Raw genomic sequence first — 15,488 nt, forward strand, 5'->3', positions numbered from 1 at the left:
CGTTGAATGATATGCGGAAAATAAATTCAGTACCAATGATAATTTTATGTTTCGCACCCATATTGATTTTATTTACAATGATGCTTTCTATTTTTTATGGGGCGAAAAATATTGATTTTGAAACAACTTGGAATGCATTATTTCATTTCGATTCAAGCAATGTAAATCATAATATTATTATTACTTCTCGTTTGCCAAGAGTAGTTGCAGCTCTTTTAGTAGGAGCATTTTTAGCCATATCAGGAGCACTTATGCAGGGGATGACAAGGAACTATCTTGCATCCCCTTCTATTATGGGTGTAACAGATGGTTCTGCATTTGTCATTACCATTTGTATGGTGTTTTTACCAGCAATGTCTTCTGTTCAAATGATTTTATGTTCTATGCTTGGTTCGGCGCTGGGAGCAGGAATGGTTTTCGGCTTTGGTTCATTATTGCGAAATGGTTTATCACCAGTTCGATTAGCGATTATCGGAACTGTTATAGGCACCTTTTTAAGTAGTGCTTCGGCTGCAATTGCATCATATTTTCAAATTTCCCAAAATATTAGTATGTGGTATAACGCGAAGTTGCATCAAGTAGATCCAAATGTAATCAAATTAGCAATTCCTTTCGGGATAGTTGGGATTATGTTAGCGCTCATCATTTCAAAATCTATTACGATTCTTTCATTAGGAGAAGAAGTTTCTATTAATTTAGGACAACGTATAAGCCTTGTAAAAATAACGGCAATTATAGCAGTTGTATTATTGACAGGGACAGCTGTTGCACTGGTTGGAAAAATCGGATTTGTAGGATTAATTATTCCACATATGACCCGTTTTTTAATCGGAGTGGATTATAAATGGATTATTCCTTGCGCAGGAGTCATTGGTGGTGTTTTTCTCGCTTTATGCGATGTAGTAAGTAGATTTGTAAATTACCCATTTGAAACACCAATCGGAGTTGTTACCTCTCTAATTGGAATTCCTTTCTTCCTTTATTTAATTCATACAAGAGGAGGAGAGAAACATGCTTAGAGGATTAAATAAGCGTTATGTCATGACAATGGGGATTACGATATTTTTTATTTTGAGTGCCATTTATATGAGTGTAACGAATGGAACTTTTGATATTTCCATTATAGATGTATTCCGAACAATATTTCGGATTAATCCTGTACCTGAACATGACTTAGTTATATTTGATTTTCGGCTTCCGCGAATTATAATTGCGGCATTCGTAGGACTAGGTCTTGGGATTGCCGGCGCAGTGATTCAAGGGATTACAAGAAATGGATTAGCTGACCCTGGTATTTTAGGAGTTAATGCTGGAGCAGGAACGGCAATCGTTATTTTTATGTTTTTCTTTCAAGGACAAATGAAGAGTACAGATTGGGTTTCTATTATGATGATGCCACTATTTGGTTTAGTTGGCGGCTTAGGAGCAGCTATATTAATCTATATGTTTTCTTGGCGAAATGGAAGATTGGATTCACAGCGTCTGTTATTAACAGGAATTGCGATCGGATCAGGATTTGGAGCTTTCTCTACGTATGTATCGTTAAAAATGAAAGCAACGGACTTTGAAATGGCTGCTGTTTGGGTTTCTGGAAGTATATATAATTCAAACTGGCAATATATTGTTGCGATGTTGCCGTGGCTAATTATCTTAATTCCAATTGTGAAAAGAAAAGCGTACTTGCTTGACCTATTTCAATTAGAAGAAACAAGTATAACGAGTTTAGGAGTTTCGGTAGAGAGAGAAAAATCAATTTTACTATTAAGTAGTATTGGCTTAGTAAGCGCTTGTGTTTCTGTTGCAGGAAGTATTGGATTTGTAGGATTAATGGCACCGCATATTGCAAAACGTTTAGTCGGCATTCAACATAAGCATGTCATTCCTACATGCGGTGCAATTGGCATGTTACTTGTCATTGTTTCAGACTTTATTGCCAAAACAATTTTTACACCTGTAGAGTTACCAGTTGGAATTGTCATTTCCATTATTGGTGTACCATATTTTCTCTATTTGTTATACAAAGCAAAAGCGTAAGAGGAGGGAGAAATTGTGAAAGTATTACGTACAGAACGTTTAGAAACAAGTTATGAGAAATTGATAGTATTTCGTGATTTAAACGTAGAAATACAAAAAGGAAAGGTAACAACCATTATAGGACCGAATGGCTGTGGGAAGTCTACTTTATTAAAAACAATGGGACGTATTGTAAAACAAAAAAGCGGCAAAGTATATTTGCAAGATCAAGATTTACATACGATTCCAACGAAAGAAATCGCAAAGCAACTCGCTTTACTTCCGCAAAATCCGATTGCGCCAGGAGAGCTGAAAGTAGAGGAGTTGATTTCTTATGGTCGTTATCCACACCGAAACAATGTGAATAAACGATCATCCAAGGATACAGAAGTGATTGAATGGGCTTTGGAAATTACAAAAACAGCAGCATTTCGCAATCGTCAAATTGCAAATTTATCAGGCGGTCAAAGACAAAAAGTATGGTTAGCGATGGCGTTAGCACAGGAGACAGAAATTCTTTTATTAGATGAACCAACAACTTATCTTGATATGTCTCATCAATTAGAAGTGCTACAAATTGTGGAACGATTAAATAAAGAGCATCATTGTACGGTTATAATGGTTTTACATGATATTAATCATGCGGCGCGGTTTTCAGATGAGATTATTGCGATGAAAGATGGGAAAATCATGACGACTGGAAGCCCTGTAGAAATCATTACAAACGACGTATTAAGAAGTGTGTTTCATATTGATGCACGCGTTATGATAGATCCTTACAATGGCGCCCCTGTATGTTTTGGGTATGATAGTGTTACGAAAGAAGAAGATACAGACTTATATGCGACAAGTTAAGAAAAGAAAAAAAGAGAGGCGATAATCGTATGAATACACATATAGAAAGAGAAGATGTTATCGTTTCTGGAGCAGAGCAATGGGAGATGTATTCGGATATTGGGAAGCGTAAATATCGAATTTATATTTCAAAGCCTAAGCATCCAGCTCCAGACAATGGATATCCTGTCATTTATGTATTAGATGGGAATGCATACTTTCAAACATTTCAAGAGGCGATGAAAGTTCAGTCAGGAAGGGCTGAAAAAACAGGAGTTCCCGCTTCTATTATTGTTGGGATTGGTTATCCAATTGAAGGGGTGTTTGCGGGTGCAGAAAGGTGTTACGATTTTACTCCTTATCCACTCTCAGTAGATGCACCGCCGAAGCCTGATGGGAAACCGTGGCCGAAGTCGGGAGGAGCAAGTAAGTTCTTAGCATTTATTCAAGAGGAATTGAAACCACAAATTGAGAAAAACTTTACTATTAATCAAAAAAAACAGACGATATTTGGACATTCATTTGGTGGATTATTTGCACTGCATATTCTGTTTACAAAAACCAGTGCGTTCCAAAATTATTTCATCAGCAGTCCCTCCATTTGGTGGAACAATCAATTGATTCTTGAAAATGAATTGAAATTTATAGATAAATGGAATCAAATGAGTGATGAGGTTCGAGTTTTTCTTACAGTCGGCGGAGCGGAAAGAGGCCATATGCTTCAAGATGCAAATGCATTATCAGAACGTTTATCCAAACTGGACAATCATAAGCTTCAATTTGCTTTTTATGAAGCAGAAGGAGAGAATCATGCATCAGTAGTCCCAACGGTTTTAAGTAAAGGATTGCGCTTTGTAAGTAATATCCTTTAGTTATTCCTTTAAACAACTAAGAGATGTGTGAGTTATATATAATCATTATACCTTTCGTGCTATAAATCTATTAACTAGAAACTTTGAAACAAGCGAGTCGATTTTCTTATTTGAATCGTTTTATCTTCCACTTTTAAAAGAAGTAAGGGGAAGATGAAGCGTTTTTTTCTTTTTGAAGAAAAATCATCGTTCATGTATCTTCCACTATTTGCGGGAAGCCATATTCCCATCGCAAACAAAAAAACGAAATAGAAGTGGATAGGATTCCCCATAAAAGTCCAATTGATGAAGGAGTTTATGTAATAGTAAGTGAAGGAATTCAATGATTCTTTTTACAAGTATAATAAGTTCTTGTCCCTCCAACAATATGAATAATAAAACTATTTTTAAAAACATGGACGTATATAGTAGAAGGAAACTTGTATGAAGAGTCTTATTAAGGTTTAATAATAGGAATGAAGCATTGAATTGAAGATGTTTATCTATAAATGTTATACTCCGAGTAGATCATATTACAATATAGATGAATTGAAAAATAAGTTTATGAATGAATATCTATTTGTTAATACAATTGAAACTTTAAGAAGGTGATAAAATGAATCATAATGAACAGGGAGCAGCTACTACGCATAGATCGGATAAAGAAAAAGAACAAATTATGAATCGATTAAAGAGAATTGAAGGACAAGTTCGAGGCATTCAAAATATGATTGAAAATGATCGATATTGCGTGGATATTTTAGTGCAAATTTCCGCTATTAATGCAGCGATGAAGAAAGTCGGAATGGGTATTCTCAAAAATCATACGCATCATTGTGTTTCTCATGCAATTCAAGATGGCAATGGGGATGAGGCAATAGAAGAGCTAATGAGAGTGTTTGAAAGGTTTTCGAAAGCGTAAAAAAAGCGAGCTAGTTCTTTACTAGCTCGTTTTTTTACTAATTATTTTACAGCTTCTTTTAATTCTTTTCCAGCTTTAAATGCAGGTACTTTAGAAGCTGCAATTTGCATTTCTTCACCTGTTTGTGGGTTACGACCTGTGCGAGCAGCTCTTTCACGTACTTCGAATGTACCAAAGCCGATAAGTTGTACTTTTTCGCCAGCAGCTAAAGTATTTGTAATAGATTCTACTACAGATTGTACAACGACAGTAGCTTCTTTTTGAGAGATTTCTGCTTTTTGTGCTACGTTTTTAATTAATTCTGTTTTATTCATTTTTTTCACCTCGTATGTAATACTATTTGTATTTGAGTTGTTATTATAACGCATAAAAGTGTGGAGAACAAGTGTACGCTGATAGATTCACAAAAAATACATTGTTTGTATCGAAAACAGCTCTATTTTCCCCATTCATAAAGAGAATTATACCATTTGATCCAATATTTTATAAGTATGATATACGATTTACCATACGATAGTTTATGTCCATGATGTAAAATTGCTGTTTATAAAGCATAGATGATTGTATTTAAACAGATACCGATTTTTTTTCAGTAGATGCCGTTGTTATTTTCGATTGTTGTTTATAAGCTAGGAAATAAGGAAGAGCTACAAATAGCATACCTCCTACTAAATTCCCAAAAAAGACAACAATAAAGTTTGGAAAATAGTCTGCCCAACTGAAATGACCAGCGAAGATCGCAGCTGGAATGACAAACATATTTGCAACAACGTGCTGAAAGCCTATTGCGACAAAGGTCATAACAGGAAACCAAATGCCGATAATTTTCCCACTAAACTCTTTACTTCCCATACTGAGCCAAACAGCTAAACAAACGAGCCAGTTACATCCAATAGCAGAAAAAAATGCTTGTATAGCTGTATCATGAAGTTTTGATTGTGCGATAGATACCGTTTTTGCTAAAAATTGTCCTTCAGTTAGTCCAACGATATGTCCAAAGAAATAAGCAACAAAGACAGCGCCAATAAAGTTACAGATTGTAATAATAAATAAATTCTTTACAACGTTAAAAAAAGTAATCCGCTTTTGAAACCAAGCCATTGATAGAGTCATCATATTACCTGTCACTAATTCGCCACCAGCAAGAATAACAAGAATAAGACCAACTGGGAAAACAGCTGCCCCTAGAAAAGTAGAAAATGACCCTAACGCTTTTGGCATTGTCCCAATCACACGAATATCAAGCAAATACCCTAACGCTATGAAAGCGCCACCAAAAAAGCCGAGAATAAGCATCGGAAATAGAGGTAGTAATGCTTTCTTCTTACCTGAATCAGCAGCTAAATTGGCAATTTCATGAGGTGCATAAACAGACATAAAAAATCCCTCCGTTGTTTCGCATAATCATCATGAATTATTAGAAGATATGAAAAAGGATTGTAAATAACAATGATGTCTTTTCAATTATTCTATATAAAATTTGTATCTATGCTATAAGTTAGCGAGATGAATAATGTATTTATTCATAATGATTATACGTTATGATATAGAACAAATTATTGAATAAGAAAGACATCATTCAATATGTTATAAAATATGTATAAATTTGTCAATCTCGTTAGGTCGGTAAAAAATGAGGAGAGAATACTGTTTTATGCAATTTTTCTATAAGATCATGCAAGTGAAACTTTAATCAGCGGGGGCTTCCTCCCCCACCGATTATGAGTCTGCCTTAAAATATCGGATAAAATCTACTAAACTGAGTTTTACTTGTAGCGAGACAATATGTTGTAGCAAACTTGAACATGCTGAGATATAAAGAAAGTATGTTATGAATATAAATAGAGAAAAGTTTCTAGAGTTGTAACTCACATTATTTTAGATTATGAAGTGTATCAAAGTATGTTCTATAAGTATGAGAAAATTCATAGTTATTTTTTGCATCCCAATTGATTGACCAAGCCATTAATCCGCGGAAAGCAGGATATCCTTCAGGATTAGATAATGTATATTTCCCACCAAAAGAGGTGCCTTTTATAATATAATCCAGCGCTTTCTTCATTTCGTTAGGTGAAATATATCCTCCGCTTGGAGCTGCTGCAGGAGCTGCAGGAAGACCAATCATCACTTGGTCTGTTCGGAGAGCCGGGAAAAAGTTATTTGGGTTACCTGCTACCGGGAATCCGTGTAATAGCATGTCTGCCATTGCAACTTCATAATCGGCAGTTCCTTGTGTATAATGATTTCCGTCCATTCCTATTCCACTGCCAGCATTATAATGTTGAACATGAATGTAAGTTAATTTATCTTTAACACCATAAATAATTGGTAAATATGCGCCCCAAATATTTCCGTAGGCGCTAAAACCTCCTTGTACGTAAGCTGTTTCTGGCGCCATGCTTAGTAGAAAATCAGGACCATAATGTTCAGAAATGGACCGAATCGCTGATATGAGGTGAATAATTTGAGGTGTTTTTGGGTTTTTAAAGTCATAATCATCTCCATTTAATACAATTCCTGATTCTAAATCAATATCGATACCATCAAATCCATATTTATCAATAATTTTTTGTACTGAGTTGATAAAACGCTGTTTAGCAGCGGCATCAGGTAGTAAAACGACTCCGTTTTGTCCCCCGATAGAAAGGACGATCTTTTTCCCTTTACTTTTCAAATAAGCGATATCAGCTATAAATTCAGATTCACTGCCATATGCTGGTGTAAATTCAATCGTCGCACGATCACTTCCCGTTTCCCCGAAGGAAACATTGATAACATCCCATTTCGAGGAAACATCTCTTAACTTAATGATGCCCGTTCCATTGTCGAAATTGTGCCAGTATCCAACAAGTAATTTAGAAGATAAAGTAGATGCTGTAGGTTGTAAAGGAATAGTCGTGAGGCTGAGTATAAACAGTACAGTACATAAGAAAAACTTAAAAGTCTTCAATGCAAATCACACTCCTCTAAAAAGTTGTCTAGATGTATTGTCTTTATGTTTTGTATAGTGTATCTTAAAATTTCATTTCATGTAAGGTGAAATGGAATTTTATCAAGAATTGTTTTTTTAATTGAAGAAAATAGAGATTAAGGATATGGCTCATGAACCTTTTCTATTAACGAATTTGATAAAAGTGACTATGCTATTAACCCATGCATGACTAGAAAAAATACATATGTTAGTAACATAGCCAGTCTTATGGTTAAAAAGATACAAAGGAGAGAATCAGTATGAATAATTTCCAAAATGAAGACCCATGTCCAATTGAAGTACCTTGCGAAGTGACAGGGCAAAATAGAGTTCCACTGTCAGATTCCGAAGCAACGCCTATTCTTACTCCAGGAACACCGATTGTAAAAGTTCCAGTTGTATTAGCGGAAAGAACACTTCAAATTGTTGTTGAAGCGAATGTTCCATTAGATCCAGCAGCATCGGAGATTAAGCGTGTGTTAAAAAATGCATTTTTAACACAATGTAAATTAGTACCAGTAGCCTTTACTCCTATTCCTGGTACGAATTTTCGTCAAGTGACAAGAGCGAAACTATTTGTAGAAGGTTACATTCGAAAAAATATTGAATATGCTTCTGGTGATTGTAATGCGGCGCTACTTGATAGAATTGCACATATTCCGTTTTCTGGTTTTGCTGATTTAACAGAAGCAGACTTTTCGACACTGCCAATTATCGCATCTTCGTCTGAAGCTACTTCTCGCTTTATCAACCCTCATAATGGAGATTTGTCGCGACTTGACAAATACTACTTCGAAAATACTGTTTTTTATAATGAACAGCCATATTGTGAATTAATTAGTGCGGCTTTCTTTGAATTAGATTATTCACCTTGCCCAACTAATTTGAATGAGACGTTCACAGAGCTTCGAGAAAAAATCGTTTTAGACCTTACTGTAAAAGTATTACAAACACAGCAAGTACAAGTAACAGGGTTATAATGAAAAAGGACATTCTCTTTTTGTGAAAAGAGAATGTCCTTTTTTGCAGAGAGGGCATATATAACGTTGACAATAAATATATACATAATGATAAAGATGCGATTTCATTCATCAGTTAGGAAGTGATACATGATGAATAAACCATGGCTGAATTATGAAGAGATGAGCAACATCATTTCTAAGCAAGCTGCTGTATGTAAAGTTGTACAATTCGCAGACAAAAAAATGTATCCAGGATGTGAGGGGTACTCTAAATTTGTTAAAACTCCTTTTTCGATTATGAGGGATATAAAAGATTTTCTTATGCCTCCCATTATAAATTGGATTGATGAAGAAATATTTGTATATAAAAATCAAATATCCAATGAAATAGATTCACGGTTGGTAATTACGATTCAACAATATTTTGAACAGCCGCATTGCTATTTGAAATCTACAAAAATTGTGGAAGACCGATCTCTTATAGAAGTTGCAAATGATTGTACTACAAACAATATAAATACAGAAAAAGTGCAACAATCGTCTTTAACTTCTCTACATCAGATTGTTCCGCCAAAAGAAAATGAAGAAAAAAATCTTTATTTTCTCGCAACAAGGCTTCCAGTTCTGTTAGGAGATTATAAAATAGAATTAGCCTTAGAAGAAACGGTAACATTTCCTGGAAAGGTAGAAATAAGAGGAATCTCAAAGAATATTGTTGTAACGAGCAGTGAATTTATTCCAAAAGAAAAACTTAGGTCACATAAATATGTAAATAAAATGAAAGCAGGTAAGCTTTGGATTGAAGGATATGTGTTGCAACAGATTGATTACAAAATGCATTCAAAATATGCTCAAAGGTATCAAATGAAACAAAAGATGTTTGTAGAGCTAAGAGTGCAATTGTTACAAAAACAAGAGGTGCAGTTGGAGGATATAAAAACAATATTTTCATAGTGGATATAAGGTAATTTTCTTGACTTTTTATGTAGATATGAGGAAAATAGTTGAAAAGAAGGGGGGATGATGATGGAAGAATGCGTATTAGAGCTCTATAACATGTTATATACGACAGATTGGCAAGATGTTATTTCCTTTCTGGGAATATTGTTTTGTATGAAGATTGTTCTTTTATATATGGAAGAGCATAATATGTTCTATTCTTTCTCATCCCTGTCGGATTTACAGCAGGAGCCGATTTTCAAGTATGTCAATATACGTAATCGGGAACTGCCGTTTATCCTATTCTTTATGATTCGCTTTATCACAGCAATTGTAAAGAAAAAGGAAAGCGAAGAAGAAGACTGTGATTATCCGCCTTGTAATATAGCGCATGCTTTATAAGCTTAAATATGAGGAGGAGATTTACATGTGGTTTCGATTTCTTATGATTGGTTTCTTTTCAGCAACAGCCATTTTATTAATGGGATATCAAGTGTCTGAAATTTTTCAAGCGTATAGCGATATGTTTTTTAATAAAAACTAATCGCATTGCTATTTCAGCTCATAAGCGATAAAATCCTTCTTAAGAAAGAGAGTTAAGAAGGATTTTTTTCTTTCTTGAACTTGTTTGTGTCAAAGTATTGTCACATTTTCACTGTGCATAATATGTTAAAATAGTGAAGTTCATGATACATATGGAAAAGAAAAGGGAGTGAACAAATTGGCGGATCATTCAACAAATCAGAAAAGCTATGCTTCTATTGTGATAACGCTTTCTATAGTTGTTAATGCGATTATTTTATTTTTATTTTTTGGACCTGTAGGTTATAAAGGAGAAGTCCATTTTGATGTAACGATTTTACCGATGTTAAATGCCATTTTTAACAGTTTTACATTTGTTTTTTTATTAGCAGGATTATTCTCCATTATTAAGAAGAATGTAAAAATGCATCGCGGCTTTATTCTTGCGGCATTTACGACAACTTTGCTATTTTGTGTATCATATTTAACGTATCATTACTTAGCGCCAGCAACACATTTTGGAGGAGAAGGTGTCATTAAATATGTATATTTCTTTATTTTAATTACACATATTTTTCTGGCGGCCATTATCGTACCACTCGCTTTATTCTCACTTGTGTTCGGTTTTACAAACCAATTAACACGCCATCGTAAAATTGTACGTTGGACGATGCCAATCTGGTTATATGTAAGTCTTTCTGGTGTTATTGTGTACTTAATGATTTCACCTTATTATTAATAAAAAATCTCAGCTATTGAAAAGGCTGAGATTTTTTTATGGAAAGTGAATGTTTTGGAATAATAAGAAAAATGTGATATGCAAAAGTATAGCTGTTTTTAATAAAGAAGAAGGTTCATTTGTTATTATGTTCATGAATAAACTGCCGTTATATATTCTTTCTAGCATAATGGAATCTATAATTTCCGCTCTTATGATAGGAAGAGAGAAAAAGAAAATATAATAAAAATACAAAGAACGGCTATTTAGTAAAGTAGCTGTTTTTTTTGTAACTGCATATGTAATATTTTCCTTTTAATTTGTAATAAAAAGGTAATAATGTTTTGTTTCATGTAAAAAAATATGTATAAAAATAGGATGGAAAACTATTAAAAGTGATGTAAAACAAGGTAGAAAGGTAATTTTTTATATTCAAATGTATATTACAGACTATTAATAGTTTGTTACGAATCGTTTGTAATTGTGTGATTTTCTCCATTAAAAAAAATCTGTTGTTATAATGAGGACACAAAAACAAAGCGAATGGAGGCTATTCATGAAAAAATTAGTTGGTATAGCAATAGCGGCGTTTTTTGGTTTTGGAATTTATGATTCTTCTGCTAAGGCGGAAACAGTTGTAACAACAGATGTACTCAATGTACGAGAAAACCCAACCACGGAATCAAAAGTTGTAGGAAAAGTATTAGAAGGTCATGAACTACATGTTGCAAATACAGAAAACGGATGGTCACAAATTAAATGGAATGGGAAGGATGTATTCGTAAGCGCAGCGTTTACGAAAAATATTTATTATGTAACTGCAAATACATTGAACGTACGTGCAGGAATGAGCGCAAGTTCAGACATTCTCGGTACGTTAAAGAAAGATGATTTGATTGAAACAACGAATCAAATACAAAATGGTTGGCTACAATTTAATTATAATGGAAAAACAGCTTATGTTTATGCTCCTTTCTTAACAGGGAAAGCGCCTGTAAAAGTTGTAACACCTGTAAAGGAAAAAGCGCCAGTAAAACAAGTGCAAACAAAGACGCAAGTAGTACAATCAAAACCAGTAGTACAAGAAAAAGAACAGACACAAGTAGCACAATCAAAACCGGTGGTACAAGAAAAAGAACAGACGCAGGTAGCGCAATCAAAACCGAAAGCTACAAATGAACCTTCAAGTGGACGTGAACTAACGGTTGAAGCTACAGCATATACAGCTCATCCAAGTGAAAATGGTACATATGGCGGTCGAGTATTAACAGCAATGGGTCATGATTTAACGGCCAATCCGAATATGAAAGTGATTGCTGTTGATCCGAATGTAATTCCGTTAGGATCAAAAGTATGGGTAGAAGGGTATGGAGAAGCGATTGCTGGTGATACTGGCGGTGCAATTAAAGGTAACCGTATTGATGTGTTAGTTGGCTCTGATGGAACTGCTGATCAATGGGGACGTAAACATGTGAAAGTGAAAATTATAAAATAATATATAATGAAAAAATCTGTCAGAAATTTTCTGACAGATTTTTTTGTATGTTAAAAGGGATATATAGTTCGACCGGTAATAATTTTATACATGCTACAAAATTGATTTTGTATATATTGTAGTGAATGGGGGGATAATGAATCTTCATCAATTACTGTATGAAAGGAACGAAGCAGACAGTTTAACGCAAAATATAATTCTTTCTTGGTGCAATCTTTTTCTTTTGTTGATGCAGCAAGAATAAGTTCGTTTGTTAATTTTACAAAATCAATAGGGGCTTGTCTTACATTCATACTATCCTCTCCGATCATATTTTTTATCATATATATGAAGAAGTGGAGAAATTATGTCTATTGTAAGAGTTTTATTAATGTAATTTCATTTACCGTATTGAAAGACCTTGCATTTTAGCAGTTAAAATTGGTAAGATTGGATATAATGACGAAATGGAGTATATTACATAAAGAGAGTTGAAATATATGGGAGAAAAGCAACGTGAGAAAGTTGTTGTCATCATTGGCCCGACAGCTGTAGGAAAGACGAAGCTTAGTATTGAACTTGCAAAAGCATTGAATGGTGAAATTATTAGCGGAGACTCTATGCAAATTTATCGTACGATGGATATTGGAACCGCTAAAGTAACAGCTGATGAAATGGAAGGGATTCCGCATTATATGATTGATATTAAGGATCCGGAAGATTCGTTTTCTGTAGCGGAATTTCAAGAGCTTGTTCGCGGACATATTCGAGAAATTACAAAACGTGGGAAATTGCCGATCATTGTTGGCGGAACGGGCCTTTATATCCAATCTGTTCTATATGATTATCAATTTACAGATGAAGCAGGAGATGCTGCGTACAGAGAGAAAATGGAAAAATTAGCTGAAGAACAAGGTGTAGAATTTGTACATAAAAAGTTAGAAGAAGTAGATCCAGAAAGTGCAAAGCGTATTCATGCTAACAATGTAAGGCGCGTGATTCGAGCGCTGGAAATTTTCCATACAACCGGGCAAAAAATGAGTGAGCAACTTGAAAAACAAAAACATGAATTATTATATGATGTTGTCTTAATTGGCTTGACAATGGATCGTACAATGCTATATGATCGCATCAACTTACGTGTTGATCTTATGATGGGACAAGGGTTAGAGCAAGAAGTGAAACGCTTATATCAAAATGGTGTACGAGATTGTCAATCGATTCAAGCAATTGGTTATAAAGAGCTATATCGTTATTTTGCAGGAGCTGTCTCGTTAGAAGAGGCGATATCGCAACTGAAAACAAATTCACGTCGATATGCGAAACGTCAATTAACTTGGTTTCGTAATAAAATGGATGTGGCATGGTTTGATGTTACAGATGGTGAAAAAACAGCAGAAATTTTGCGATATGTAGAAGGAAAGCTCCAACTAAAGTCGAATAATAATTAAGTAGAGAAAAAGAGGAGGATTCGACATGAAGCAATCAATCAATATTCAGGATCAATTTTTAAATCAACTACGTAAAGAAAATACGTTTGTGACGCTGTACTTATTAAATGGTTTCCAGCTTCGTGGATTAATTAAAGGATTTGATAACTTTACAGTTTTATTGGAAACAGAAGGTAAGCAACAGCTTATTTATAAACATGCCATTTCTACATTTATGCCTCAAAAGAATGTTTCAATTGAATTAGAATAGTAAATAAATGTACATAACAAAAAAAGAGCGAGAATGAAGTGACCCCCAAAAATTAGACACGGTTATTTCATTAGGCAGCTGGATAAAAGTGAGTTCGGTATTGCACCGGGCTCATTTTTAATTTTGCCTTTATCCGTTTCGTATTATAATAATCTATATATTTTTTTAATTCTATTTTAAAATGCTCCACACTTTCAAATTCTTTTATGTAGAGGAATTCAGACTTCATGATTCCAAAGAAATTCTCCATTACTGCGTTGTCGTAACAGTTTCCTTTTCGGGACATACTCTGCGCAATACCTCTTGCTTCAAGTGTACGGACATATTGTCTCATTTGATAATGCCACCCTTGATCCGAATGCATCAGTAGCTGGTGATTTTCGGGTAAACGTTCTAATGCTTTCTCTAACATTTCTGAAACAAGTGAATACGTCGGTCTAGAACCAATTGTATATGTAATAATTTCACCGTTATACAAGTCTAATACAGGTGATAAAGAAAGTTTCTCTCCAAACAATTTAAACTCTGTGATGTCTGTTACCCATTTTTGATTCGGTGCATCTGCATGAAAATTGCGCTCTAAAATATAAGGACGTACCGTTTTCAATCATAAAGTTTCGTACATCTAGTTTAAATTGTTGTGTGTAATTTGTATACCGTTTTAAAAAAGCTTCCACACCATTCTGCTTATATTGGTTTACCCAATTCAAAACTACTGTGTCTCTTATGCCGATTGCTTTACCGATTTCTCGATAACTTTCATTTCCGTTCAAATAACGTAGAACGATTTGTATCTTTTCATCAGCTGTAAATTTAGCCGTAGAAAAACTGCACCTCCAATTGTTAGATTATGTATCTAACAATTGGGGTGCAGTTCAATCCCGCTCTTTTTTTATTGATCTTGCACTTTCGTGGAAATAACAAGAAACATGATCTAGGTTAAGCGATTCTAAATATAGTAAGTCGGATGTTAGTGTCACCTGTAGCAGGAATCGTGATCTCACCTAGAGTGGATTGAACAGTAATATTTGTACCAGCTGTTAATGTTTCAATTGTTGTGAAAGAAAGAGAAGAACCAATTACATTACAAGAAAAATTATCACTTGGTACTGCTCCGTTTTGCGAAATACCTACTCCGAGTGGTGCGCAACCAGGTGCAGTGATAGAAATTGAAAAACTGATAACATAAACGCCATCTTCAAGAATAGTAAGTGTGTCAGTCCCGTTGAAATTAATATTTCTAAGGTTAGAACTTGTGCTAAAGACGAAACTTTCTGATAAACCTACAGTTTGAGAATCAGCATTTTGTAGAACGGCTGTTGCGACTGGAAAGCTAGCTCCTGTTGCGCCAGTAGGTCCTTGAGGTCCAGTGGCCCCGGTAGCACCAGTAGGCCCTTGGATACCCTGAGGCCCTTGAGGTCCGGTAGCACCGGTAGGCCCTTGGATACCCTGAGTTCCTTGAGGTCCGGTAGCACCGGTAGGCCCTTGGATACCCTGAGTTCCTTGAGGTCCGGTAGCACCAGTAGGCCCTTGGATACCCTGAGGCCCTTGAGGTCCGGTAGCACCGGTAGGCCCTTGGAT

18 protein-coding genes and 1 pseudogene are annotated in these 15,488 nt (G+C 34.9%); 12 read left to right on the forward strand and 7 right to left on the reverse strand.

Going from position 1 to position 15,488, the window contains the following annotated elements:
* Nucleotides 1–11: 11 nt before the first annotated feature.
* The 5 genes from MR063_RS17465 to MR063_RS17485 all read left to right on the forward strand — a co-directional run bounded on the left by MR063_RS17465 (nt 12) and on the right by MR063_RS17485 (nt 4,620).
* Entirely contained in the window at nt 12–1,019 is a 1,008-nt protein-coding gene (locus MR063_RS17465; RefSeq protein WP_242200325.1) for a FecCD family ABC transporter permease, read from the forward strand.
* A gap of 22 nt (nt 1,020–1,041) precedes the next feature.
* The gene (locus MR063_RS17470; protein ID WP_396021448.1) at nt 1,042–2,034 is read left to right on the forward strand and encodes a FecCD family ABC transporter permease; all 993 of its coding nucleotides are present in this window, start codon (nt 1,042–1,044) and stop codon (nt 2,032–2,034) included.
* A gap of 15 nt (nt 2,035–2,049) precedes the next feature.
* A complete protein-coding gene (locus MR063_RS17475; protein ID WP_242200327.1) occupies nt 2,050–2,868 on the forward strand; it encodes an ABC transporter ATP-binding protein in 819 nt (272 codons plus the stop codon).
* A 29-nt stretch (nt 2,869–2,897) separates the two neighbouring features.
* Nucleotides 2,898–3,719, forward strand: a complete 822-nt coding sequence (locus tag MR063_RS17480) for an alpha/beta hydrolase (RefSeq protein WP_242200331.1) — start codon at nt 2,898–2,900, stop codon at nt 3,717–3,719.
* A gap of 595 nt (nt 3,720–4,314) precedes the next feature.
* Nucleotides 4,315–4,620, forward strand: a complete 306-nt coding sequence (locus MR063_RS17485; RefSeq protein WP_242200333.1) for a metal-sensing transcriptional repressor — start codon at nt 4,315–4,317, stop codon at nt 4,618–4,620.
* Nucleotides 4,621–4,661: 41 nt separating this feature from the next.
* On the opposite strand, the gene MR063_RS17490 is transcribed toward MR063_RS17485, so the two are convergent.
* From MR063_RS17490 to MR063_RS17500, 3 genes are all read right to left on the reverse strand, one after another.
* Complete coding sequence (locus MR063_RS17490) at nt 4,662–4,934, reverse strand: HU family DNA-binding protein (protein ID WP_242144603.1); 273 nt, start codon at nt 4,932–4,934, stop codon at nt 4,662–4,664.
* Nucleotides 4,935–5,187: 253 nt separating this feature from the next.
* Nucleotides 5,188–5,997, reverse strand: a complete 810-nt coding sequence (locus MR063_RS17495) for a formate/nitrite transporter family protein (RefSeq protein WP_242200336.1) — start codon at nt 5,995–5,997, stop codon at nt 5,188–5,190.
* A gap of 496 nt (nt 5,998–6,493) precedes the next feature.
* Nucleotides 6,494–7,570, reverse strand: coding sequence for a chitinase (locus tag MR063_RS17500; RefSeq protein ID WP_396021855.1), 1,077 nt, complete (start codon nt 7,568–7,570; stop codon nt 6,494–6,496).
* A 281-nt stretch (nt 7,571–7,851) separates the two neighbouring features.
* Here MR063_RS17500 and MR063_RS17505 point away from each other — a divergent pair, with 281 nt between their 5' ends.
* The 5 genes from MR063_RS17505 to MR063_RS17525 all read left to right on the forward strand — a co-directional run bounded on the left by MR063_RS17505 (nt 7,852) and on the right by MR063_RS17525 (nt 12,227).
* Nucleotides 7,852–8,571, forward strand: coding sequence for a CsxC family protein (locus tag MR063_RS17505; protein WP_242144605.1), 720 nt, complete (start codon nt 7,852–7,854; stop codon nt 8,569–8,571).
* 132 nt (nt 8,572–8,703) lie between these two features.
* Nucleotides 8,704–9,507, forward strand: a complete 804-nt coding sequence (locus tag MR063_RS17510; RefSeq protein ID WP_242200339.1) for a DUF7852 domain-containing protein — start codon at nt 8,704–8,706, stop codon at nt 9,505–9,507.
* Nucleotides 9,508–9,573: 66 nt separating this feature from the next.
* On the forward strand, nt 9,574–9,894 hold the full coding sequence (locus tag MR063_RS17515; protein WP_242200342.1) for a hypothetical protein: 321 nt from the start codon (nt 9,574–9,576) through the stop codon (nt 9,892–9,894).
* Nucleotides 9,895–10,213: 319 nt separating this feature from the next.
* The gene (locus tag MR063_RS17520) at nt 10,214–10,753 is read left to right on the forward strand and encodes a DUF420 domain-containing protein (protein WP_242144608.1); all 540 of its coding nucleotides are present in this window, start codon (nt 10,214–10,216) and stop codon (nt 10,751–10,753) included.
* Nucleotides 10,754–11,288: 535 nt separating this feature from the next.
* Nucleotides 11,289–12,227, forward strand: a complete 939-nt coding sequence (locus MR063_RS17525) for a 3D domain-containing protein (RefSeq protein ID WP_242200351.1) — start codon at nt 11,289–11,291, stop codon at nt 12,225–12,227.
* 50 nt (nt 12,228–12,277) lie between these two features.
* On the opposite strand, the gene MR063_RS17530 is transcribed toward MR063_RS17525, so the two are convergent.
* Nucleotides 12,278–12,520 carry a hypothetical protein gene (locus MR063_RS17530; RefSeq protein ID WP_242200354.1) on the reverse strand — a complete coding sequence of 81 codons (243 nt, stop codon included), beginning with the start codon at nt 12,518–12,520 and terminating at the stop codon, nt 12,278–12,280.
* Between the two features lie 186 nt (nt 12,521–12,706).
* Here MR063_RS17530 and miaA point away from each other — a divergent pair, with 186 nt between their 5' ends.
* Together miaA and hfq are read left to right on the forward strand one after the other, a co-directional pair.
* Nucleotides 12,707–13,657 carry a tRNA (adenosine(37)-N6)-dimethylallyltransferase MiaA gene (miaA, locus tag MR063_RS17535; protein ID WP_242200355.1) on the forward strand — a complete coding sequence of 317 codons (951 nt, stop codon included), beginning with the start codon at nt 12,707–12,709 and terminating at the stop codon, nt 13,655–13,657.
* A 25-nt stretch (nt 13,658–13,682) separates the two neighbouring features.
* Nucleotides 13,683–13,907 carry an RNA chaperone Hfq gene (hfq, locus tag MR063_RS17540; protein ID WP_242144612.1) on the forward strand — a complete coding sequence of 75 codons (225 nt, stop codon included), beginning with the start codon at nt 13,683–13,685 and terminating at the stop codon, nt 13,905–13,907.
* A 70-nt stretch (nt 13,908–13,977) separates the two neighbouring features.
* Here hfq and MR063_RS17545 read toward each other — a convergent pair.
* From MR063_RS17545 to MR063_RS17555, 3 genes and pseudogenes are all read right to left on the reverse strand, one after another.
* A pseudogene (locus MR063_RS17545) lies at nt 13,978–14,505 on the reverse strand (IS3 family transposase); the annotation flags it as partial.
* Nucleotides 14,426–14,680, reverse strand: a complete 255-nt coding sequence (locus MR063_RS17550) for a hypothetical protein (RefSeq protein ID WP_242200375.1) — start codon at nt 14,678–14,680, stop codon at nt 14,426–14,428. The pseudogene MR063_RS17545 and the gene MR063_RS17550, both read right to left, overlap by 80 nt.
* Before the next feature lie 166 nt (nt 14,681–14,846).
* Nucleotides 14,847–15,488: Gly-Xaa-Xaa repeat protein (locus MR063_RS17555; RefSeq protein ID WP_242200377.1), on the reverse strand; the 642-nt coding region annotated here is incomplete at its 5' end.

Origin of the sequence: Bacillus cereus group sp. BfR-BA-01492, assembly GCF_022662815.1 — a bacterium.
GTDB lineage: Bacteria > Bacillota > Bacilli > Bacillales > Bacillaceae_G > Bacillus_A > Bacillus_A cereus_BD.

Bases quoted from the DNA above. Each gene is read 5' to 3' on its own strand.
- MR063_RS17465 (WP_242200325.1), top strand. From the start codon at position 12: ATGCGGAAAATAAATTCAGTACCAATGATAATTTTATGTTTCGCACCC.
- MR063_RS17470 (WP_396021448.1), top strand. From the start codon at position 1,042: ATGACAATGGGGATTACGATATTTTTTATTTTGAGTGCCATTTATATG.
- MR063_RS17480 (WP_242200331.1), top strand. From the start codon at position 2,898: ATGAATACACATATAGAAAGAGAAGATGTTATCGTTTCTGGAGCAGAG.
- MR063_RS17485 (WP_242200333.1), top strand. From the start codon at position 4,315: ATGAATCATAATGAACAGGGAGCAGCTACTACGCATAGATCGGATAAA.
- MR063_RS17490 (WP_242144603.1), bottom strand. From the start codon at position 4,934: ATGAATAAAACAGAATTAATTAAAAACGTAGCACAAAAAGCAGAAATC.
- MR063_RS17495 (WP_242200336.1), bottom strand. From the start codon at position 5,997: ATGTCTGTTTATGCACCTCATGAAATTGCCAATTTAGCTGCTGATTCA.
- MR063_RS17505 (WP_242144605.1), top strand. From the start codon at position 7,852: ATGAATAATTTCCAAAATGAAGACCCATGTCCAATTGAAGTACCTTGC.
- MR063_RS17510 (WP_242200339.1), top strand. From the start codon at position 8,704: ATGAATAAACCATGGCTGAATTATGAAGAGATGAGCAACATCATTTCT.
- MR063_RS17515 (WP_242200342.1), top strand. From the start codon at position 9,574: ATGATGATGGAAGAATGCGTATTAGAGCTCTATAACATGTTATATACG.
- MR063_RS17525 (WP_242200351.1), top strand. From the start codon at position 11,289: ATGAAAAAATTAGTTGGTATAGCAATAGCGGCGTTTTTTGGTTTTGGA.
- MR063_RS17530 (WP_242200354.1), bottom strand. From the start codon at position 12,520: ATGAATGTAAGACAAGCCCCTATTGATTTTGTAAAATTAACAAACGAA.
- miaA (WP_242200355.1), top strand. From the start codon at position 12,707: ATGGGAGAAAAGCAACGTGAGAAAGTTGTTGTCATCATTGGCCCGACA.
- hfq (WP_242144612.1), top strand. From the start codon at position 13,683: ATGAAGCAATCAATCAATATTCAGGATCAATTTTTAAATCAACTACGT.